At 57.4% G+C, this 21,794-nt stretch carries 22 protein-coding genes; 3 read left to right on the top strand and 19 right to left on the bottom strand.

What is annotated here, in order from left to right:
* Positions 1-2: 2 nt before the first annotated feature.
* Together QRN55_RS07155 and QRN55_RS07150 are read left to right on the top strand one after the other, a co-directional pair.
* Entirely contained in the window at positions 3-3,329 is a 3,327-nt protein-coding gene (locus QRN55_RS07155) for an efflux RND transporter permease subunit (RefSeq protein ID WP_284775990.1), read from the top strand.
* A 190-nt stretch (positions 3,330-3,519) separates the two neighbouring features.
* Positions 3,520-4,209, top strand: coding sequence for a Crp/Fnr family transcriptional regulator (locus QRN55_RS07150; protein WP_284776611.1), 690 nt, complete (start codon positions 3,520-3,522; stop codon positions 4,207-4,209).
* A 37-nt stretch (positions 4,210-4,246) separates the two neighbouring features.
* Here QRN55_RS07150 and ureG read toward each other — a convergent pair whose 3' ends face one another.
* The 19 genes from ureG to QRN55_RS07055 form a co-directional block, all read right to left on the bottom strand.
* Complete coding sequence (ureG, locus tag QRN55_RS07145) at positions 4,247-4,858, bottom strand: urease accessory protein UreG (protein ID WP_284775988.1); 612 nt, start codon at positions 4,856-4,858, stop codon at positions 4,247-4,249.
* A 47-nt stretch (positions 4,859-4,905) separates the two neighbouring features.
* The gene (locus QRN55_RS07140) at positions 4,906-5,574 is read right to left on the bottom strand and encodes an urease accessory protein UreF (RefSeq protein WP_284775987.1); all 669 of its coding nucleotides are present in this window, start codon (positions 5,572-5,574) and stop codon (positions 4,906-4,908) included.
* Between the two features lie 3 nt (positions 5,575-5,577).
* On the bottom strand, positions 5,578-6,057 hold the full coding sequence (gene ureE / locus QRN55_RS07135) for an urease accessory protein UreE (protein ID WP_284775986.1): 480 nt from the start codon (positions 6,055-6,057) through the stop codon (positions 5,578-5,580).
* Between the two features lie 108 nt (positions 6,058-6,165).
* The gene (locus QRN55_RS07130) at positions 6,166-6,909 is read right to left on the bottom strand and encodes a GGDEF domain-containing protein (protein ID WP_233121767.1); all 744 of its coding nucleotides are present in this window, start codon (positions 6,907-6,909) and stop codon (positions 6,166-6,168) included.
* Positions 6,910-7,348: 439 nt separating this feature from the next.
* On the bottom strand, positions 7,349-7,885 hold the full coding sequence (locus QRN55_RS07125; protein ID WP_233121768.1) for a peroxiredoxin: 537 nt from the start codon (positions 7,883-7,885) through the stop codon (positions 7,349-7,351).
* 162 nt (positions 7,886-8,047) lie between these two features.
* Positions 8,048-9,757, bottom strand: coding sequence for an urease subunit alpha (gene ureC / locus QRN55_RS07120; RefSeq protein ID WP_284775983.1), 1,710 nt, complete (start codon positions 9,755-9,757; stop codon positions 8,048-8,050).
* A gap of 48 nt (positions 9,758-9,805) precedes the next feature.
* Complete coding sequence (locus QRN55_RS07115; protein ID WP_284776610.1) at positions 9,806-10,216, bottom strand: lysozyme inhibitor LprI family protein; 411 nt, start codon at positions 10,214-10,216, stop codon at positions 9,806-9,808.
* A 26-nt stretch (positions 10,217-10,242) separates the two neighbouring features.
* Complete coding sequence (locus tag QRN55_RS07110) at positions 10,243-10,548, bottom strand: urease subunit beta (RefSeq protein WP_284775981.1); 306 nt, start codon at positions 10,546-10,548, stop codon at positions 10,243-10,245.
* A 16-nt stretch (positions 10,549-10,564) separates the two neighbouring features.
* Positions 10,565-10,822, bottom strand: coding sequence for a DUF1272 domain-containing protein (locus QRN55_RS07105; protein ID WP_284775979.1), 258 nt, complete (start codon positions 10,820-10,822; stop codon positions 10,565-10,567).
* Between the two features lie 12 nt (positions 10,823-10,834).
* Complete coding sequence (locus QRN55_RS07100; protein WP_284775977.1) at positions 10,835-11,137, bottom strand: urease subunit gamma; 303 nt, start codon at positions 11,135-11,137, stop codon at positions 10,835-10,837.
* Positions 11,138-11,214: 77 nt separating this feature from the next.
* Positions 11,215-12,042, bottom strand: coding sequence for an urease accessory protein UreD (locus QRN55_RS07095; RefSeq protein ID WP_284775975.1), 828 nt, complete (start codon positions 12,040-12,042; stop codon positions 11,215-11,217).
* The gene (locus tag QRN55_RS07090) at positions 11,973-13,193 is read right to left on the bottom strand and encodes a CE1 family esterase (RefSeq protein WP_284775973.1); all 1,221 of its coding nucleotides are present in this window, start codon (positions 13,191-13,193) and stop codon (positions 11,973-11,975) included. The genes QRN55_RS07095 and QRN55_RS07090 overlap by 70 nt, the downstream gene beginning before the upstream one ends.
* Before the next feature lie 254 nt (positions 13,194-13,447).
* Positions 13,448-14,143 carry an urea ABC transporter ATP-binding subunit UrtE gene (urtE, locus tag QRN55_RS07085; RefSeq protein WP_284775971.1) on the bottom strand — a complete coding sequence of 232 codons (696 nt, stop codon included), beginning with the start codon at positions 14,141-14,143 and terminating at the stop codon, positions 13,448-13,450.
* Between the two features lie 13 nt (positions 14,144-14,156).
* A complete protein-coding gene (locus QRN55_RS07080; RefSeq protein WP_284775968.1) occupies positions 14,157-14,675 on the bottom strand; it encodes a hypothetical protein in 519 nt (172 codons plus the stop codon).
* A gap of 76 nt (positions 14,676-14,751) precedes the next feature.
* Positions 14,752-15,513, bottom strand: coding sequence for an urea ABC transporter ATP-binding protein UrtD (gene urtD / locus QRN55_RS07075; RefSeq protein ID WP_173998079.1), 762 nt, complete (start codon positions 15,511-15,513; stop codon positions 14,752-14,754).
* A 5-nt stretch (positions 15,514-15,518) separates the two neighbouring features.
* Positions 15,519-16,697 carry an urea ABC transporter permease subunit UrtC gene (gene urtC, locus QRN55_RS07070; protein WP_284775966.1) on the bottom strand — a complete coding sequence of 393 codons (1,179 nt, stop codon included), beginning with the start codon at positions 16,695-16,697 and terminating at the stop codon, positions 15,519-15,521.
* Positions 16,694-18,301 carry an urea ABC transporter permease subunit UrtB gene (gene urtB / locus QRN55_RS07065; protein WP_284775964.1) on the bottom strand — a complete coding sequence of 536 codons (1,608 nt, stop codon included), beginning with the start codon at positions 18,299-18,301 and terminating at the stop codon, positions 16,694-16,696. Before urtB ends, urtC begins: the two co-directional genes overlap by 4 nt.
* A gap of 269 nt (positions 18,302-18,570) precedes the next feature.
* Complete coding sequence (urtA, locus tag QRN55_RS07060) at positions 18,571-19,860, bottom strand: urea ABC transporter substrate-binding protein (protein ID WP_111837690.1); 1,290 nt, start codon at positions 19,858-19,860, stop codon at positions 18,571-18,573.
* A 188-nt stretch (positions 19,861-20,048) separates the two neighbouring features.
* Positions 20,049-20,249, bottom strand: coding sequence for a DUF2735 domain-containing protein (locus QRN55_RS07055; RefSeq protein ID WP_284775961.1), 201 nt, complete (start codon positions 20,247-20,249; stop codon positions 20,049-20,051).
* A 476-nt stretch (positions 20,250-20,725) separates the two neighbouring features.
* Between QRN55_RS07055 and QRN55_RS07050 the strand changes: the two genes are divergently transcribed.
* On the top strand, positions 20,726-21,760 hold the full coding sequence (locus QRN55_RS07050) for a glutamine synthetase beta-grasp domain-containing protein (protein WP_045228543.1): 1,035 nt from the start codon (positions 20,726-20,728) through the stop codon (positions 21,758-21,760).
* Positions 21,761-21,794: the final 34 nt, after the last annotated feature.

Raw genomic sequence — 21,794 nt, 5'->3', positions numbered from 1 at the left:
CCATGAACTTTTCCGCATGGTCCATCCGCAACCCGATTGCGCCGCTGCTTTGCTTTGCCCTGCTGCTATTTTTGGGCGTCAAAGCCTTTTACGATCTGCCCATCACCCGCTTTCCCAACATCGACGTACCGGTGGTGGCGATCACCGTTACGCAAAGCGGTGCTTCGCCCTCCGAGCTTGAAGCGCAGGTCACCAAGGAAGTCGAAGACGCGGTCGCCTCCATTAGCGGTATCGATGAGATTCAGTCCACCGTCACCGACGGCCAGTCCCTGACGACCGTTCTGTTCCGCATCGAAAAGCCAACGGAAGAAGCCGTCCAAGACACCAAGGACGCGATCGATAAGATCCGCAGCGAATTGCCTGCGGATATCGAAGAGCCCGTCGTCAGCAAGATCGATGTCGAGGGACAGGCGATCCAGACCTTTGCCGTCTCGTCGCCGAACATGACACTGGAAGAACTCTCCTGGTTCGTGGATGACACGATCAAGCGTGCGCTTCAGGGCCAGGCGGGCATCGGCAAGATCGACCGTTACGGTGGTGCGGATCGCGAAGTGCGCGTGTCGCTCAATCCGGCAAAGCTCGATGCTTACGGCATCACTGCGTCGGATGTGAACGCCCAGCTGCGCGGCACCAATGTCGATCTCGGCTCTGGTCGCGGACAGGTGGCTGGCAACGAACAGACCATCCGCACCCTGGGTGACACCCGTGATGTGGCTCAGCTTTCCAACACCACCATTTCGCTGTCCAATGGTCGCTTCGTCAAACTGTCCGAACTTGGAACGGTCACCGACACCTATGAAGAGCCGAAATCCTTCTCGCGCTTCAATGGCAATCCGGGCGTGACCTTCGCTGTCTTCCGCTCCAAGGGTGCCAGCGAAGTCTCGGTTGCGGAAACGGTCGCTCAGAATCTGGACAAGGTGCGCGCAGACCACCCCAACGTCTCCATCGAAATGGTCGATGATGCCGTCTACTTCACATATGGAAACTATGAGGCTGCGCTTCATACGCTGGTAGAAGGCTCCATTCTCGCCGTCATAGTGGTCCTGCTGTTCCTGCGGAACTGGCGTGCGACCCTGATTGCTGCCGTCGCCCTGCCCTTGTCGGCCATCCCCACCTTCTGGGTCATGGATGTGCTGGGCTTCTCACTCAACCTCGTCAGTTTCCTCGCGCTGACGTTGGCAACGGGTATTCTGGTGGATGATGCTATCGTGGAGGTGGAGAATATCTCCCGCCACATAAAGATGGGCAAATCGCCCTACCGCGCCTCGCTGGAAGCTGCCGATGAAATCGGCCTTGCGGTGATCGCCACCAGCTTCACCATCATTGCCGTCTTCGTGCCCGTGTCGTTCATGCCGGGCATTCCCGGCCAATACTTCATCCAGTTCGGTCTGACCGTCGCATTCTCTGTGTTCTTCTCGCTCATGGTCGCGCGCCTCATCACCCCTTTGATGGCCGCCTATTTCATGCGCGCGGATGATGCGGTGGATGACCATCACGACAATGACGGCTGGTTGATGAAGGCTTATACGCGCATGGTGACTGCGACGACCAGAAAATGGTGGGCGCGGTACCTGACGTTGCTGGGTGCTATCGGCTTCCTAATCGGCTCCGTCGTCCTGCTGGCTGGCGTTCCCGGCAGCTTCCTGCCGCCGGACGATGCGTCTCGCGTCGTACTCTCCATCGAGCTTCCACCCAATGCGACGCTTGAAGAAACCGACGCCACGACATCGAAAATCTATCAGGCCGTAAAGGATATCAACGGCGTCGAAAGCGTCTTCATCCTCGGCGGCGCATCGCCGAAGGGCGATCTGGAACTGCGCCGAGCGACGGTGCGCGTCATTCTCCAGCATATCGACCATTCCCTGCTGAAGACTCTCGTGAATGACGGTCTCGGCTCCATTCCGCTGATCGGCCCCCACTTGCCGAAGGTGGAAGACACCGGCAGAACGCGTCCTCAATGGGATGTGGAGCGGGATATTTTCGCCAGCGTCAACACCATCCCCGACGTTCGCATCATCAAGCTCAACGACCGTGCGGAACGCGAACTGAGCTTCAACTTCCTGTCTTCGAACGAAGAAGATTTGCAAAACGCCGTCGGCATTCTGGAATCGCATCTTCGTGCCTCGCCGATCCTCGTCAACGTCTCATCGGAAGGTGCCCTGCCCCGGCCAGAACTGCAAATTCGCCCGCGTAAGGATGAGATCGCCCGTCTTGGCATCACCCCTCAGCAGATTTCGCAGACCGTGCGGGTCGCCACCATTGGTGACATCGACGCGCAACTGACGAAGATTTCGCTGGATGACCGGCAGATTCCGATCCGCGTTCAGGCCTCGCTGGATGTCCGCCGTGATCTGGCCGCCATCCGTGCCTTGAAAATCAAGACGGCAACGGGTGCTACCGTTCCGCTCTACAGCGTCGCCGATATCGACTATTCCGAAGGCCCGAGCTCCATCAAGCGCAATGACCGCAACCGCGTCGTTTCCATCGGCTCGGACGTGCCTTTCGGCACGGCCCTAGATACGTCATCCGCAGAGTTCAAACGCATCGTCGCCGAGGCCAAGCTGCCAGCTTCCGTGCGCTTGGCGGAAAGCGGTGACGCCAAGGTGCAGGGCGAAATGCAGCGCGGCTTTACCAACGCCATGCTTCTCGGCCTGTTGCTGGTGCTGGTCGTGCTCATCCTGCTGTTCAAGGATGTCATTCAGCCCTTCACCATCCTGTTCTCGCTGCCGCTGGCCATCGGCGGTGTGGCGGTGGCGCTCATCATCACCAACAACGCACTCTCCATGCCTGTCCTCATCGGCATTCTCATGTTGATGGGCATCGTGACAAAGAATGCCATTCTGCTGGTGGATTTCGCCATCGAAATGCGCCGACACGGGCTGGAACGGGTTCACGCCATGGTGGAAGCTGGCCGCAAACGCGCCCGCCCGATCATCATGACCTCGATTGCTATGTCCGCGGGCATGTTACCATCGGCACTGGGTGTCGGCGAAGGTGGCTCGTTCCGCGCACCGATGGCCATCGCCGTCATCGGCGGCATCATCGTCTCGACGGTTTTGTCCCTGATCGTCGTGCCAGCCTTCTTCCTTATCATGGATGACCTGTCGCGGCTTCTCGCCCATCTCTTCGGTCGTTTCATCGGCAAGAAGGAAGAAGAGCACCCGGTTCTTTCCAATGAGGAACTGTCGGAAGTGGCACGCACTAACCAGGACGCGCTTTCAGGCCTTGAAGAGCGCTTGGCCAACATCGAGCAGAAAAACGGCCCCGCTTCCAAAACAGCGGGAAATGCCAACAATGTGCTGCGCCTGCCGCCACTTGCTGCCGAGTAAGCCAAGCTCGCGACCATTTGGAGAACGCCGGGCACCGCCCGGCGTTTTGCGTGTCGGCCAACGCCTTTCGAAAATTGTCATTGTTTGATCGAAATCAAGTCTGTCTGAACCGCTGCTGTTATCTTACGCGCATGGGAACATCGTCCTCAGACCAAGCATCCGTCCGGTCTGAAGGCTTTCGGGGATGACGCTGGACGTGAACGGCATGGTAAAACTGAACAGCAAAGAGAAAACCATCCTTTTGAATGCGCCCTTCATCGGCGCTGGAGACGACATCTCGGCGGCGAAGCTGATGGAGGCATCGACCATCGTCACCGTGCCCGCACGCAGCGTCCTGTTTCGCGCGGACGACCACGCGGAACATCTCTACTGCGTTCTCAACGGATATGTCCGCCTCTATCGTCTGAGCAAGGATGGACGCGAGGCCGATGTGAGGATTTGCGGGCCCGGCGACAGCTTCAACGAATGCCTGATTTTCGGTGCGGATCGCTATCACTACCACGCGCAGGCGGCAGAAAGCTGCACCGTCTCCCGCTTCGATCTGCAACACCTCAGAACCATGGTCGAGGACGATCCAAAAATTGCCAGAACCCTGATGCAGTGGCTCTCGCGCAGTCTGCTGACGACGATGGACTGTGTGGCCAACGATCGGCTTCAAACCGCACCCCAGCGTGTCGCCAACTATCTTGTCACGCAGGGGCCACGAGACGCGACATCCTTTTCACTGCGGCTGCCGTTCCAGAAAAGCGTTCTCGCGGGCAAGCTCGGCCTTGCGCCTGAAGCGCTGTCACGCGCCTTTTCCAGCCTTCGCGATGCCGGTGTCATTGTGCGAGGCCGGATCATTCAGGTCAGCGATATCGCGGCCCTCAAGCAGTTATAAAAACGGTCGAGACGGAGCGCGACCGCTCCGTTTGATATCACAAACCGCCGTGCTGCTTCAGAAAGCCAACGATGCTATCCACGCCCTCGCCGCGCTTCATGTCGGTGAAGATGAAGGGCATGTCTTTGCGCATCCGCGTCGCGTCACCATCCATGACGTCGAGATCAGCGCCGACATAGGGTGCGAGATCCTTCTTGTTGATCACCAGCATATCCGAACGCGTGATGCCGGGACCACCCTTGCGCGGTATCTCCTCGCCCTGACAGACCGAAATCACGTAAATGGTGATATCCGCCAGATCGGGAGAGAAGGTCGCCGCCAGATTATCGCCGCCGGATTCGATGAAGACGATGTCGAGATCGGGGAAGCGTTCGTTGAGACTAGCGATGGCTTGAAGGTTGATCGTGGCATCCTCACGGATGGCCGTGTGCGGACATCCGCCGGTTTCCACACCCACGATACGCTCAGACGGCAGCGCCTGCATCCGCACCAGCGCTTCGGCATCTTCCTTGGTATAGATGTCGTTGGTCACCACCGCAACCGAGTAATCCGCGCTCATTGCCTTGCACAGCTTTTCCGTCAGCGCGGTCTTGCCAGAGCCGACAGGCCCGCCGATGCCGACCCGCAAGGGGCCATTTCGCGATTTCATTCCATTTTCCTTCCAAGCATTTCGTTCATTCTATTTCACAGCCGTGCCTATGATCGAAACAGCCGCGTTTCCATCGTCTCATGCCGCATGGCCGCCGTATCAGCCAGAATGGTCGCCGAGCCCAGATCATCTAGCGTCGAGGCCGCAGCCCTCTCAGCAACAGCGGCAATGTCTGCCTCCAGATGCGCCAAAATGGCAATGCCATCCTTCTGCCCGGCCACACCAAGACGAATGCCTGCGGACACGAATTGCGAAACCGATGAATGCAGATAGGCCGCCAAAGCGTCCTTCAACGCAATTCCATGGGCTGCAGCAATGGCCCCCACCGCGACCGGATAGGGCGTGCTCCTTGGCAGGCGCTGGAAAACCTCGTTTGGCCACGCAATCGCCGCGTCCTTGAACGCATCTCCTAGCAACACCGTTTCGCGGTACCGTTCCGCCGAACCCGCCAGCGCCTGCGCCAGTTCCACGAGCTCCGCCAAAGCATCGGCATCCCCGTGGCTGTTCCATCCTTGAGACAAGAGAACGGCGTCGTTCCAAAACGTTCCACGATCCAAGATGACGGAAATCCACTGCCGCAGATCGGCGGCGTTGGCAACGCGCCGGTCGTTCACGGCACTTTCCAGACCACCGGAATAGGAAAACGCCCCCAGAGGAAACGCTGGCGACATCCATGTCAGCAGTCGCAGCAGCGCGTCCACGTTCCCCGCTGTCATCTCTTAATTGTGGCTGTGATGATGATGGTCATGCGCATGGGCATGGCCACCATGGGCGTGATAGGCGCCCCGCGCCGGCTGGAAAGGCTCCTCGATGTCCCGCACCGTTGCACCAAGACCTTCCAGCATGGCCCTGATAACGTGGTCACGCAGAATGAGGATGCGGCCTTCCTCGATCTGCGCCGACAAATGCCGGTTGCCAAGATGCCAAGCCAGCTCGATGAGGTGCAGCGTGTTTTTGGCCGTCACCTCGAACAACTTCTCATCTGCCGCCCGGACTTCCACGAGATCACCATTCTCGACCACCAGCACGTCGCCATGGGCAAACAGCACCGCTTCCTTCAGATCGAGCATCACCATCTCGTCGTTCTGAAGATGCAGCAATTTGCGCCGCAGGTGTCTCTGGTCGTGGGCGAGAGTGACATAACCGGTCGGTTCGTCCGCGGGCGTGCCAGCGGGAAGATAGGATTGAACGCGCAGCATGATCTTTCCAAATTGAATTTCAGAGCTTTGGAAGTTGAAGGATCACGCGGGGGAATGCAAGTCGATGCCGGTAAAATGCGCGCTCATACAGGCACTTGACTGAGGATGTCAGGATGCGACGAGCAGGTTGGATTTCAGGTTTTCGATGACGTGGGAAACGGGAAGCTCTTCTTCGTGACACACGCAGTTACGGCCTGATGCCTTGGCGAGATAGAGCGCCTTGTCAGCAATGGCGAAGGTGTCATGTTTGGACCGCGACGGCTCGATATCGGCGACACCGACGGAGACCGTTGTCTGCAACTGGGTGCCGTTATAGTTGATGGTCAGGCACGAAACGCGGATGCGGGCCAGCTCGATCAGCGTCAGCCTGTCCTTGCGCAACCCGCCGCGCACGATGACGGCGAACTCCTCTCCGCCAAGCCGCGCCACGCAGTGGAAATCACCGAACACATCTTCAATGGCCGCCGCCGCTCGTCTGATGACAACGTCTCCGGCGGCATGGCCATAGCTATCGTTTATCCGCTTGAACCGATCGAGATCGAAAATCGCCAGCGAAGCGTCGTCAACGACTTCATCGAAGGACTGGTTGAAGGCGCGGCGGTTTGCCAACCCCGACAGGGTGTCGGTTCTGCTCAACCGCTCGAACTCCGCGTGGGACTCGTGCAGCTTGCGTATCGCTGTCCCGATGACGGAGCACAGCATGCCGGTAACGATGCCGCCGACGATCCACGCCATGACGACGCTGTAACCCAGCGCTTCGAAAAGCGGCAACGGCAACAGGTGAAAGAAGCTCGCCACCGCGATGACCGCGCAACTGACCAGCACAGACAGAATGATGGAAATGAACACCATTTTGGTCGCAAAAGTGCGAAGATTTTGCCCTTCGCGGGGGTCGCTTAAACTCATTTCTAATGAAATAAATTTCCTCAAACGTTCAGTCATCACACCTCACCCTTGCATGACATGATCGATAAAGATCAGAGATTGGCTGGACGTAAATCAATTGTCTAAATTTTTAGCTACCGGAGGTATATTTGTGGAATACTGCGCAATGAGCAGAATTATGTAATTATTTTTATTGCACCGCAGCAAAAACGGCGCAAACGCTGGCAAACCGCTTCGCCCAGCGTCTTAGCCTATAGTCTAATGGCACGACCCAAATGGCAAAGCGGAAACAATCATTTTGATTTTTCTATTTGTTTTTTCGACCGGCTGGCGCTTTGAAATATTAACGCCTGCAAAAAACGAAACCCGGCGCGAGGCCGGGCTCCGTATCGCCATCGTTAAAACCTCAAGCGGCCATACGCGCCTTGAGGTTTTCGAGAATGTTTTGCGGTGAGGAAACGCCGTATGGATCGGTTTCGCAATTGTCGGAATAGCCCTCTTCCTCGAACCATTGTTCGACCACACCGTCATTGACGATGGCAGCATAACGCCAGGAACGCATGCCGAAGCCGAGATTATCCTTGGCGACCAGCATACCCATCTTGCGCGTGAATTCGCCGGAACCATCGGGGATGACCTTGACGTTTTCAAGGTTTTGACCCTTGGCCCAAGCGTTCATCACGAAGGCGTCGTTGACCGAGAGGCAATAGATTTCATCGATGCCGAGGGCGCGAAACTCCGGTGTCAAACGCTCGAAGTCGGGAAGCTGAAGGGTAGAGCATGTCGGTGTGAAAGCACCGGGCAGCGAGAAAAGAACGACCTTCTTGCCCTTGAAATAATCGTCTGATGTTAAATCCTGCCAACGATAGGGGTTTGGGCCACCCACGGCCTCATCGCGAACACGCGTGCGGAAGGTAACGGCAGGCACTTTTTTACCGAGCATGATTTTCTCCTGATAAGCGTTGCGGCGCAAAAGTCTTGGGAACCGATCACGCCTGAAAACAGGTTTTCGGGATAAATCAAATCAGGTTGCAGCGCAGCAAAAACCTGCGTCTGCAAGGCAGTCATGCACAGAAGGAAATGCTTCCGCCGAGCGTCCGCTGTCTCAAAACAGGAAATACCGTTGCGCCATGGGCAGCACAGTCGCGGGTTCGCAGGTCAGGAGATCGCCATCCGCCCTCACCTCGTAGGTCTCGGGATCGACCTCAATGTGCGGCGTCAGCGAATTGTGGATCATCGATGCCTTGGAGATGCCGCCGCGCACATTGCGCACGGCCACCAGCTTCTTGGCCACGCCCAGCCGTTGCGACAGACCGGCATCCAGCGAGGCCTGCGACACGAAGGTGACGGAAGAATTGGTGCGCAGTTTGCCGTAAGCGGCAAACATAGGTCGGTAGTGCATTGGCTGAGGGGTCGGGATGGAGGCGTTGGGATCACCCATCGGTGCCGCGGCAATCGAACCGCCCATCAACACCATTTCCGGTTTCACGCCAAAGAACGCCGGGTTCCACAACACCAGATCGGCCCGCTTGCCGACCTCGATGGAGCCGATCTCGTGAGAAATACCGTGAGCGATGGCCGGGTTGATGGTGTATTTGGCGATGTAGCGGCGAACGCGGAAATTATCGTTCTCGCCCTTCTCTTCCTTCAAACGACCGCGCTGGCGCTTCATCTTATCCGCCGTCTGCCACGTGCGGATCGCGACTTCGCCGACGCGGCCCATGGCCTGGCTGTCGGAGGAGATGATCGAGAAGGCGCCGATATCGTGCAGAATGTCTTCTGCCGCGATGGTTTCCTTGCGGATGCGGCTTTCGGCAAAGGCGATGTCTTCCGGTATCGATGGCGACAGGTGATGGCAGACCATCAGCATGTCCAGATGCTCGGCCAGCGTATTGATCGTATAGGGACGGGTCGGATTGGTGGACGACGGAATGACGTTGGGATTACCGCAAATCTTGATGATGTCAGGCGCATGGCCACCGCCTGCCCCTTCCGTGTGGAAGGCGTGGATGGTGCGTCCGTTGATGGCGGCAATCGTGTCTTCCACAAAGCCGCTTTCGTTCAGCGTATCGGTGTGGATCATGACCTGCACGTCGAATTCGTCGGCAACTGTCAGGCAATTGTCGATGGCGGCTGGCGTTGTGCCCCAGTCCTCGTGCAATTTCAGTGACGACGCACCGGCGAGGATCATTTCCTCCAGCGGTTTGGGCAGCGAGGCGTTGCCCTTACCCGCAAGCGCAAGGTTCATCGGAAAACCGTCGAAGCTTTCGATCATACGTTCGATGTGCCAAGCCCCGGTGCAGGTGGTAGCCAGCGTTCCATGGGCGGGGCCGGAACCGCCGCCCAGCATGCAGGTGATGCCGCTCATCAGGGCTTCTTCGATCTGCTGTGGGCAGATGAAGTGAATATGCGCGTCCATGCCACCCGCCGTGAGGATTTTGCCCTCACCGGCAATGGCTTCCGTGGAGGGGCCGACGATGATCGTCACGCCCGGCTGCGTATCGGGATTACCCGCCTTGCCGATGGCGTGGATGCGCCCATCCTTCAAGCCGACATCAGCCTTGTAGATGCCACTATGATCGACAATGACGACGTTGGTGATCACGGTATCGACCGCGCCGTCAGCACGCGTTGCCTGGCTTTGCCCCATGCCATCACGAATGACCTTGCCGCCACCGAATTTCACCTCTTCGCCATAGGTGGTGAAATCCTTCTCGATCTCGATGAAGAGTTCGGTATCGGCAAGACGCACCTTATCGCCCACCGTGGGGCCGAACATGCTGGCATAGGCTGCGCGGGAAATCTTATAAGGCATGGAATTCAGGCTCCTGGGAAGGCGGAGAAAACAAAAGCGGCGATCACATCAAAACCCGTCAGCAAGAGCGCGAAGCTCTTCGGCGCGTTTCGTGCTCATATCGGCAAGGCAGGACGAAACGAGCATGGGCTCCATGGTGCCACCACGCGCCTGAAAGCCTGCCGTTTCGCAATTGGCATCACGAAACGAGACCCACGCGCGCTGCGCGGCAACCAGCGCATCGACCGCGCCCTTGCTATCATCGTCAGCGGCCTTGTCCCAGGCACTCATCTTCTTGCGAACCTGCTGATAGGCCGCATTCAAATCCTTGTCAGCCGTTTCATATTCAATCGCCACGCAGGCATTCATATCCGCCTGCGTCGTCGGCGAGTCACAATCCGGCTCTTCCTGCGCAAACGCTCGGTCGACCATGAAGCTAAAGGGCAACGCTGCCAAGGCGAGCAAAAAGCTGAGTGACATATGGCGCAACGACTTGGCGACCATCATCACAGCTTTCCCATGACGAGTTTGCGAAAGCCGTAGACTTCCCGCTTGCCCGAAAGCGGCACTAGCGTCACCTCGCGCTTCTGCCCCGGCTCGAAACGAACCGCGGTTCCCGCAGGAATATCCAGGCGCATGCCATGCGCCGTCTCTCGCACGAAATCGAGAGCCGCATTGGTTTCGGCAAAATGATAGTGGCTACCAACCTGAACAGGCCGGTCGCCCGTATTGGAAACTTCGATGGTAACAGTCGGCTGACCGGCGTTTAGTTCGATCTCGCCCCCTGCGGTAATGACTTCACCTGGGATCATGGTTTTAGCTCCATCCTTACGCGGCTTTGACGGGTGCACAGCCTTCGGCTTTCAAAACACGGATCGTCGAGGCCGGATTGTTCACCAGCTTGTCCGCCGGGCGCACGGGACGCCGCACCAACTCTCCACTGCAATTGGGGCAGATGCCCGCCAACGTGTTGGTGGCGCAATCCTTGCAATAGGTGCATTCGAACGAACACATCATCGCATCGAGACTATCGGGGGCTAAATCCCTGTCACAGCATTCGCAGTTGGGGCGAAGTTCCAGCGCCATCGTGCCGCTCCTTTATCGTATCGGTTCGTGCACGGTCACCAGCTTGGTGCCATCCGGGAACGTCGCTTCCACCTGCACGTCGTGGATCATTTCGGCGATGCCTTCCATGACCTGATCGCGGGTGATGACATGCGCACCCGCTTCCATCAGCTCCGAAACGGCGCGCCCGTCACGGGCGCCTTCCACGACAAAATCGGTAATCAGGGCAATGGCTTCCGGGTAATTGAGCTTGACGCCACGCTCCAGACGCCGACGCGCCACCGTGGCTGCCATGGAAATCAGAAGCTTGTCTTTTTCTCTGGGGGTGAGGTTCATGGTCGTCCCGTTTCTAGAGCGCCATGCGTTTTTTTAGAACGCATAAAGGACGCTCGAACTCTTAACTAATTCGCGCATCAGAGATTCCAGACTTTCGGCACTGGCGCACCATTTCGCAAGAGCGAAATGATCGGAAACAGCATTTTTCTCAAGGTGAAACCATCCGGTGCCGAAAGACGCACGACGAGCTTTCCCGCCCAGGCGCTGGCGCCGCCGGAAAACCCGGCAATAGCCCGGATTTTAGGCAATAGCGCTTCACTGAGAGGGCCGATGTAAATCAGGGTGGCGAAAGCAACCTGCCCGGAAAGGACAGGGGACATACGGGTCAGTTCGGCGATATTCCCGTCCAGCCGCAATTCTTCCGCATGAACCAGCTTGCCGCCGTGGCGAATGCGCCAGCGGTCTCGAAACAGCCCCTCCTCCATCATCTCGCCCATGGCCTGACGACCGAGCAAGACCGCTTCGACAGCAATGAATTCGGCGGAGGCATCGATATCCGCTTCCAGCCTGCGCGTCAGGGAAGCGCGGTCAAAAAGGATGGTTTCCTGTGGCAGCCAGTGAAGTCTGGCGTTGGGCCCGGCGGTGACGCGGGCGGTGACTGTCGTCGTGCCGGAGGCGGCTTTGTAGACCTTTTCGCAGGCCTGCGTGGAAACCACGAGCGATGTCCCCGCACCGGCCACCGCTTGCCATTCCATCTCGTCGCCGCCGGTCAAACCGCCGGAGGAATTGATGAGAACGGCTTCCATTTCGTTGGAAAAGGTTTCGGGCAACCGGATTTTGGCGCAGCCTTCCTGAAACAATTCGTCCAGACGGCTGCGCCCATTCAGCGCTTTGGTTACAATGCGTCCTCGGCCACGGGCGCGCTGCGGACGGGGTTCAGGGATGCTTTGCTGGTCTGGCTGCACGTCGTCTCCGAAGCTTTGGCGGATGCGGAAGCGGGAACCGCTTTCACAGAGCAATCCGTCTTCGCCGTCGCGTCGACAACCATCTGCCCTTCCGTATTCTGGAAGAAGTCCCACATTCTCTCAGCCGCATCAACCCGTCGGACGGTGTCATTGCTTGGCATTTTACGATCGACGGCAGGCTGTGCCTTGCCCGCGATATCATCCACCGGCTTGCGGATGACGGCGGCAGAGGCAATTACCTCAGCCTTTATCGTGGCGCGTGGCCATGCGTGGTCCCAAGCCTCAATCACATAGGAATGAATGCGCGCACCGCTTTTGCAGACATCGTAGGAATTAAAGGTAAAGCTGTCATTGGCCTTGCTTTTGACCGCGCCCTTGCAGCCGTCCATCTCGGCCCAGCGCTTCAAGGCCATCTCGCCGCTATACTGCCAATAAGGCTTGCCACCGCCCTGATAGGGATTAGCCGGGTCCTTCATGCCTGCGAAGGCAACGATAGACAGCGGCTTGGCAGGAGAGCAGCTTTTAGCGTCCGGCGCCCACTTGCCCGCATTTTCCATGGGCAAGCCCGCGCGCAAAGATGCGACGAAACCGGCGGCTGCGAAATCATTGCTGCCACCGCACAGATATTGCGACAACATGCGTCCGCCACCGGAATAACCGGAGCCATAGAACCGGGCTTCATCCACGCAGAGCTTGGATTTGACCATGCTGATCGCGTCGCGGATAAAACCGGGCTCATCCAACCCGCCTTCGCGCTTGGTCACGCCGGGAACATTCCAGGCGTTCGTGCCCGGCAGTTCGCCGCTGAGGCTGCCCTGAAGCGCCACAACCACGATGCCTTCACGCTCGCCGACTTTATCCCAGCCGCTGCGATCCAGTTGGCCGTTCGGATTGCTGTTGCTGCCATGAAAATCGAAGACGACAGGCATTTTTTTCTGTCCATCATAAGACGATGGAACAAAATAGACGCCGGCGCGTTCACTGCCCTCAGACATCAACGAAAACGCGTGTCTGCCCGGCTTTATCGTATTACCGCAGCTTGACGCAAAAGCTGCGCCGCCTGTCGCCGCGAGTATTGCAAGACCTACGGCAAGGGAGCGCGCGGGGCGGATCAACCGGATGATCCGGCCAGCAGCAGTCGTAAATTTCATCGGCACGCCTTTATTGGCACTGTTCCCGGCCTACTATGCCGGAAAATATGTGGAATGTAAGGGATCGACGGAAGCAGCATGCAGATGGCTCAGCCATTGTGTCTTGCATGCAGCAGTTTCGCTGCCAATAACACACGTATTTACTCAATGAAACGCTAAAATTGCGCATGAATGCTATGCAAAGCTGCAATAGCGGTCACGATTTACATCATTGTTATCGGTTCGTGAGCCGAAAATGATAGTATAAGGTATTATTATACCGTCAGATGTCTCCGCGCCTCAGCCGTGTCCAGCGTCTCCGCCACACCTTCGTGCACGATCTCGCCTCGGTCCATGATGTAGACGTAATCCGCAAGCTCCCGGCAGAAGTCCAGATACTGCTCCACGAGGAGTATCGCCATGCCGGTCGAATCCCGCAGATATTTGATCGCCCGACCGATATCCTTGATGATGGATGGCTGAATACCCTCGGTCGGCTCGTCCAGCACGAGGATTTTCGGACGCGTCACCAATGCACGGCCAATGGCAAGCTGCTGTTGCTGCCCACCGGACAGGTCACCCCCGCGCCGCGACAGCATGGATTGAAGCACCGGAAACAGGCTGAAGATATCGTCAGGAATGAACCGCTCCTTGCGCGGCAGCGGCGCATAGCCCGATTGCAGATTTTCCTGCACCGTCAACAACGGAAAAATCTCCCGGCCCTGCGGCACATAACCCACCCCGCGCTTGGCGCGTTGGTGCGGTGCAAGCCCGTTGAGGCTTTCCCCACCAAAGCTGATCGTGCCGCCGCTGAGCGGATGCTGGCCCGTCACCGCCCGCAGCAGCGAACTCTTGCCCACGCCGTTGCGCCCCAGAACGCAGGTGATCTTGCCCATTTCCGCACTGAGCGAAATACCCCGCAGGGCTTGCGCCGCGCCGTAATGGAGATTGATGTTGTCGACGCTTAGCATTCATCCACCTGTTCTAGTTCAGCAAGGTTCGCCTTAAAGCCTGCAAGGCAAGCTCCTGTTCGCCGGTCTTTTCGCCACCCACCTGGGCGACCTCATCGGCAATATCGATCAGTTGAAGCCGTTCATCGACATCCAGCGCGTTTGCCCAGATATCCCGGAAACGGCGAATGGGGTCTTCGGGATTGACGACATTCTTCGAAGCCCATTCTCCAAAGACGATCACTTCTTCCATGTCCTTTGACGCGATGATGGTTTTCATCCTGTCTCGAACAACCAGTTTTGCCGCTTCCACATGCATCGGCTTTTCATTGGCAAGGCACATGAAGAAGGCAACGGCAGCGATGGCTGGATCACGGATGGAGGCAATCGGTGCGATCTCGGCCTTCTTGCGAAATGACCGGCGCTTATAGGCCCCGCGCATTTTCTCAACCGTATCGATGATTTCGCTACCCGCTTCCCGCATCGTCTTCAGCCGCCAATACCAAACCGCCGCACCGCCAATTGCCATCACCAAAAGTCCGATCAACGCCATGAAATCAACTCCAGATTTTAAATTTCAAGATTTAAATCCGGTTCTCATTGCAGGCGCAAGTAGGACCCTTCTCTTTCTACCGCCCCAAATAGTTCTCGATTACCTTCGGATCGCTCGACACGAAATCAATCGACCCCTCAGCCAACACCGATCCCTCTGCCAGACATGTCACCTTCACGCCAAGTTCGCGGATAAAGCCCATGTCGTGTTCCACCACCACCACGGAGCGGGTCTTGGCGATTTCCTTCAGCAGCACTGCCGTCTCAGCCGTTTCGGCATCGGTCATGCCTGCCACCGGCTCATCCACCAGCAACAGTTTCGGTTCCTGTGCCAACAGCATGCCGATTTCCAGCCATTGCTTTTGCCCGTGAGAAAGATTGGCGGCCAGATCGTTGCGGCGAGAACCGAGGCGGACGGTAGAGAGGATTTCTTCGATACGGGCCTTGTCCTCTTCCGTCAGGCGATAGAACAGCGTGGCGAAAACACCGCGCTTGCGGTTGAGCGCCAGTTCCAGATTGTCCCAAACCGTGTGGCTTTCGAACACGGTCGGCTTCTGGAATTTGCGCCCGATGCCAAGCTGCGCGATATCTGCCTCGTCCTTCTTGGTGAGGTCGATGCTATCTTCGAACAACACGGTGCCACTGTCTGGCCGTGTCTTGCCGGTAATGATATCCATCATCGTCGTCTTGCCAGCACCATTGGGGCCTATGATGGCGCGTAACTCTCCCGGCTCTACGACAAACGACAGCGAGTTGAGCGCCCGGAAGCCATCGAACGACACGGACACGCCATCCAGATAGAGCAGGCTTTTCGTTCTGTTTTCGGCAATCGTGTTCATGCTCTCTACTCCGCCGCCTGTTGGGCCGGTTTAGGCCCGTCGTCATTGCCGACATTCCTGCTCGCCTCCGCCGCTGAGGCGGCGCTCTTTTCACGGCGGCCCACCCAATAATGCTGGACGGTGCCAACGATGCCCTTGGGGAAAAACAGCGTGACGGCGATGAACAGCCCGCCCAGCGCAAACAACCAGAATTCGGGGAACGCGCCGGTGAAGTAGCTCTTGCCACCATTCACGAGTATTGCGCCCAGGATCGGTCCGATCAGCGTGCCGCGCCCGCCGACAGCCGTCCAGACGACAACCTCGATGGAGTTGGCGGGCGCAAACTCGCCGGGGTTGATGATGCCCACCTGCGGCACGAAGAGCGCACCGGCAATACCGGCCATCATCGCAGACACGACGAAGGTGAAGAGCTTGATGTTCTCCACCCGGAAACCGAGAAACCGCACGCGGCTTTCCGAATCGCGCACACCGACCAGCACCTTGCCGAATTTGGAATTGACGATGCCGGATGCAATCAGCAGGCAAAGCGCCAGCATGATCGCCGTCATCGCAAACAACACGGCACGCGTGCCATCGGCCTGAACGGAAAAGCCGAGAATGTCCTTGAAGTCCGTCAGGCCGTTATTGCCGCCGAAACCCATATCGTTGCGGAAGAAGGCGAGCAACAGCGCATAGGTCATGGCCTGCGTGATGATCGAGAGATAGACACCGTTGACGCGGGAGCGGAAGGCAAACCAGCCGAAAACGAAGGCCAGCACGCCGGGCACGACCAGCACCATCAGCATGGCGAACCAGAACATATCGAAGCCATGCCAGAACCATGGCAGTTCTTTCCAGTTCAGAAAGACCATGAAATCAGGCAAAATGGGATGACCATAGGTGCCGCGCGTGCCGATCTGGCGCATCAGATACATGCCCATGGCATAGCCCCCGAGCGCGAAGAAGGCCGCGTGCCCGAGCGAGAGAATGCCGCAGTACCCCCAGACAAGATCAAGCGCCAGCGCCAGAATGGCATAGGCCAGATACTTGCCCAGCATCGACATGATGTAGGTCGGGATGCGGAACGCGCTGTCTGCCGGAAGCAGCAGGTTGGACGCGGGTACCAGAACGGCGATGGCCATGATGATGCCGATGGCGTAGATGATCCGGCGGTCGAGCGCCCGAAGGAGGAAGCCGGTAATCATGCTTCTATGGCCCTTCCCTTGAGTGCGAAGAGACCGCGAGGCCGCTTCTGGATGAACAGGATGATGAGAACGAGGACGAGGATTTTGCCGAGAACCGCGCCGACGGTGGGTTCCAGAAACTTGTTGAGCACACCAAGCGTCAGCGCACCGACGAAGGTGCCCCAGAGATTGCCGACACCGCCGAACACCACGACCATGAAACTGTCGATGATGTAGGACTGGCCGAGATTGGGTGAGACGTTATCGATCTGGCTGAGCGCAACACCGGCCAGCCCGGCAACACCGGAGCCCAGCGCGAAGGTGAAGGCATCAACCCAGGGTGTTCGAATGCCCATGGACGAGGCCATACGCCGGTTCTGCGTCACGGCCCGCATCTGCAAGCCGAAAGCCGAGCGCTTCAAAAGCACCAGCAGCGCAAAGAACACCGACAGCGAGAAACAGACAATCCAGACGCGGTTCCAGGTGAAGTTCAGATAGCCGACGCTGAAGGAACCGGACATCCAGCTGGGATTGCCGACCTCGCGATTGGTTGGACCAAAGATGGAGCGTACGCCCTGCTGCAACATCAGCGAAATGCCCCATGTCGCCAGCAATGTTTCCAGCGGTCGGCCATAGAGAAAGCGGATCACGCCGCGCTCCATGATCAGGCCGACAGCACCCGTAACGAGGAAAGCCACCGGCAGCGCAATCGTCAGAGACCAATCGAACAGCGCGGGGTAGTTGCTGCGGATAACCTCCTGCACCATGAAGGTGGAGTAAGCGCCGATCATCACCATTTCGCCATGCGCCATGTTGATGATGCCCATCACGCCGAAGGTAATGGCAAGGCCGATGGCCGCGAGCAGCAAAACGGAGCCGAGCGACAGGCCGTACCAGATGTTCTGCGCGGCATCCCAAAGCGCTAACGTGCTCTCGATTTTGATGATCGCAGACATCACATCTTCGCGCAGCATCGGGTCGAGCGACGGAGATGCGGATTGAAGAATGCCGATGACGCCGCGACCGCCGATATTCGCAATCGTTTGGATCGCCGCGCGTTTTTCTTCCACAGACCGATCGGACGCCAGCACCGAAACGGCACGTGCCTCTTCCATGCGGGTCCGCACTTGGCCATCCGTTTCCTTGGCAAGTGCTGCTTCCAGCAATTGCAGGTTTTCCGCGCTCGGCGCCTTCAGCACCGCATCTGCTGCGGAAAGGCGAACGGATTTTTCCGGGCTGAGCAACGTCAGACCGCCGAGGGCCGCGCGAATAACACGGCGAAGATTGTTATTGACCTTGATCTTAGCAACCGTCGCCTTCGGCGCTTCACCAACACTGTCGCCGGTCAGCGGATCGATGAGCGTAAAATTGGCACCGTCAGGCTTTGTCATGAAAACGAGGTTGTCGGCCTTGCGAACGTAAAGCTCGCCCTCTGCAAAGGCATTCAGCGGCGGGACCACGCGTGGGTCTCCGGTCGCCGCGATCTGCCCGATCAGCGCTTCGGCCTGCTTGAAATCGGCAGTGCCGAGGGAGTCGATGAGGGGTTTTGGGTCGCTTTGCTGCGCGAATGCAGAAAAAACGATGCTGAGCAGCAAGCTAATGGTGACCAACAAACGACGAAACATGATCCAAGTCCCCCTTGGAGCCTGCGCTGCACCTAGATACAGGCGGGCAAAACGTAACAGAAGGGCGATTTGGCCCTCGGATTCTTCCTCGCTCTCCACGTCATCCTCGGGCTTGACCCGAGGATCTACCACGGCAGCAGCGTATTCTCGTTGACGAAGAGTGTGGAGCGGAGGCAGCAGATCCTCGGGACAAGCCCGAGGATGACGTTGCGTGAGAGGAGCGGTGCCAGCCAAATCACTCGACTAGCACCTCCCGGCCCTCGCGCCTATCAGCTACCCTTGCCGCCGCACTTGCCGGTAGCAACGTTGAAGTTGCCGCAGGACATGGGCTTGCGCCAATCGGAGATCAGGTCTTTCGAGTCTGGCAGGTAATCCGACCACTCGTCGCCGACCACCTGTGGCGTTTCCTGAACGACTTGGAACTGGCCATCCGCCTGTATTTCACCGATCAGCACCGGCTTGGTGATGTGGTGGTTCGGCATGACGGTGGAGTAGCCGCCCGAGAGGTTCGGCACGGAGACACCGATGATGCTGTCGAGAACCTTGTCGGTTTCCGTCGTGCCAGCGGCTTCAACGGCCTTCACCCACGCGTTAAAACCGATATAGGCGGCTTCCATCGGGTCGTTGGTCACGCGCTTGTCGTTCTTTGTAAACGCGTGCCATTCCTTGATGAACTCGGCATTGGCGGGACTATCGACGGACTGAAAATAGTTCCAGGCGGCAAGGTGGCCAACCAGCGGGCCGGTATCAAGACCGGCAAGCTCTTCTTCACCGACAGAGAAGGCGACGACTGGAATATCTTCGGCCTTCACGCCTTGGTTTGCCAGTTCCTTGTAGAAGGGAACGTTGGCGTCACCGTTGATGGTGGAAACAACTGCGGTCTTTTTGCCAGCCGAGCCGAATTTTTTGATGTCGGAGACGATGGTCTGCCAGTCAGAATGGCCAAATGGCGTGTAGTTGACCATGATGTCTTCAGGCTTCACGCCCTTGGATTCCAGATAGGCCTTCAGGATCTTGTTGGTCGTCTGCGGATAAACATAGTCGGTACCGGCCAGAACCCAGCGCTCGACGCCTTCGGTGTTGGCCAGATAATCCACTGCGGGAATGGCCTGCTGGTTCGGCGCGGCACCGGTGTAGAAAATGTTGCGGGAGGATTCTTCGCCCTCATACTGCACGGGATAGAAGAGAATGGAGTTCAGCTCTTCAAACACCGGCAGAACCGACTTGCGCGAGGACGAGGTCCAGCAACCGAAGACGGCCGCGACCTTATCCTGGCTGATCAGCTGACGGGCTTTTTCAGCAAAGAGCGGCCAGTCGGATGCGGGATCGACAACGACAGCTTCGAGCTTCTTGCCGAGGACGCCACCCTTTTTGTTCTGCTCGTCGATGAGCATCAACATCGCATCTTTAAGGGTGGTTTCGGAAATGGCCATGGTGCCGGACAAGGAATGCAGCACGCCAATCTTGATCGTGTCGTCAGCGGCGAATGCACCGTGGAAGGCGGTGGTGGACATGATGGCGCCGAGCAAGGCGCCGGTCAGCATTGTCTTGAAAGTCATAGGAAGGACCCCTCTCCTGTTCAGCCTCTGTGGGCTCAGCGGTTATTTTACCGCTGCTGGAGGGGACTATCGGCTTCACGATCGTGAAACCGTATACGTCAATTGACGTAGATGGGGTGGCGAAACGGGAACATAGGCGCAAAGCAGCACTTCGCGCCGAAAGCACGCTGCGTTTTATCGACGAACGCTCAGTTATGCGGCTTGTCCAGATCGGGCTTTTCCGAAATGGCGTCCTGATGGTACCAGCTATCGAAATCCACATAGGTGGTTGGCGATGTCACGGACTTTACCTGCGCAACAGGTTCAAGGCGAAAACCCTTGAACCCTGCCCGCCCACCGACAGGGAACTGGTAAATCGTTGCGCTTTTCATGTTGGGGTCGCTTCTCATGAGACCTTCTCCCTTTCGAACGCTTCAGCATTTTTGCTTCATCTACAATATAGCGCGAAAGGAGCCATAATTCACCCCATCTGATTAAATAAATATCATAAAGCCTAAATTTTAATCACATTAAAAATCATAAAGTTCAAAGAACAGTCTTTATGCAGATAATTTGAAAAATCCGAAGTTTTTGCAGAAAAATTGCTCTTCTTTTTAAAATCGGCATCATTTTTGGTCAAAAAATCACGCCTGCCTCCATAAAAGCATCAGATATTGCAGCATTTTTTAAAAAAAGGTTACTCTACGTATGAGGCTACCCGCGCGACCACTTGACGACTCACCGGCAAAAAAATCGCGACCTCTTTCAGGATATGCATCGAACTGGCACGGCGCATGCATAGAGATAGGCAGAACTTGAAAGCGGGTACGACTGTCTTGCTCGCCTAGAGAACACGCATCGCATTTTAACCTATGAGAGGTTCGTAATGACTAAGTTCAAACTCGAGTATATCTGGCTCGATGGTTACAAGCCGGTAGCAAACCTGCGTGGCAAGACGCAGATCAAGGAATTCGACGAATTCCCGACACTCGAGCAGCTTCCGCTCTGGGGTTTTGATGGCTCCTCCACGATGCAGGCTGAAGGCCACAGCTCGGATTGCGTTCTGAAGCCCGTCGCCATCTATCCAGACCCAGCCCGCACCAACGGCGCACTCGTCATGTGCGAAGTCATGATGCCGGATGGCGTTACGCCACACGCTTCCAACAGCCGCGCAACCATCCTCGACGACGAAGGCGCATGGTTCGGCTTCGAGCAGGAATACTTCTTCTACGAAGACGGTCGTCCGCTCGGCTTCCCTGAGCAGGGTTACCCCGCTCCACAGGGTCCATATTACACAGGCGTCGGCTACAAGAACGTCGGCTCCATCGCCCGCGAAATCGTTGAAGAGCATCTCGACCTCTGCCTCGAAGCCGGTATCAACCACGAAGGCATCAACGCCGAAGTGGCCAAGGGTCAGTGGGAATTCCAGGTGTTTGGCAAGGGCTCCAAGAGCGCGGCCGACCAGATCTGGATCGCTCGCTACCTGCTTCTTCGCCTGTGCGAAAAGTACGGCATCGACGTCGAATTCCACTGCAAGCCGCTCGGCGATACCGACTGGAACGGCTCCGGCATGCACTGCAACTTCTCCACCAAATTCATGCGTGAAGTTGGCGGCAAGGAGTATTTCGAAGCGCTCATGGGTGCTTTCGAAAAGAACTGGAAAGAGCACATCGACGTTTACGGCCCGGACAACCATCTGCGCCTGACCGGCAAGCACGAAACAGCGCCTTGGAACAAGTTCTCCTACGGCATTGCTGACCGAGGCGCGTCGATCCGCGTTCCGCACTCCTTCGTCAACAACGGCTACAAGGGTTACCTCGAAGACCGTCGTCCGAACTCCCAGGGCTGCCCATACCAGATCGCGTCCGTCGTTCTGAAGACGATCGCAGAAGTGCCGCTCGCAAAGTCGGCTGCTGCCTAATATTTGAAAATGGCGTCGCTCTATCCGGGCGACG

Origin of the sequence: Agrobacterium sp. lyk4-40-TYG-31 (assembly GCF_030209855.1) — a bacterium.
In the GTDB taxonomy this organism is placed as follows: domain Bacteria; phylum Pseudomonadota; class Alphaproteobacteria; order Rhizobiales; family Rhizobiaceae; genus Agrobacterium; species Agrobacterium vaccinii.
This window is presented reverse-complemented; position numbering and strand designations above follow the sequence as displayed.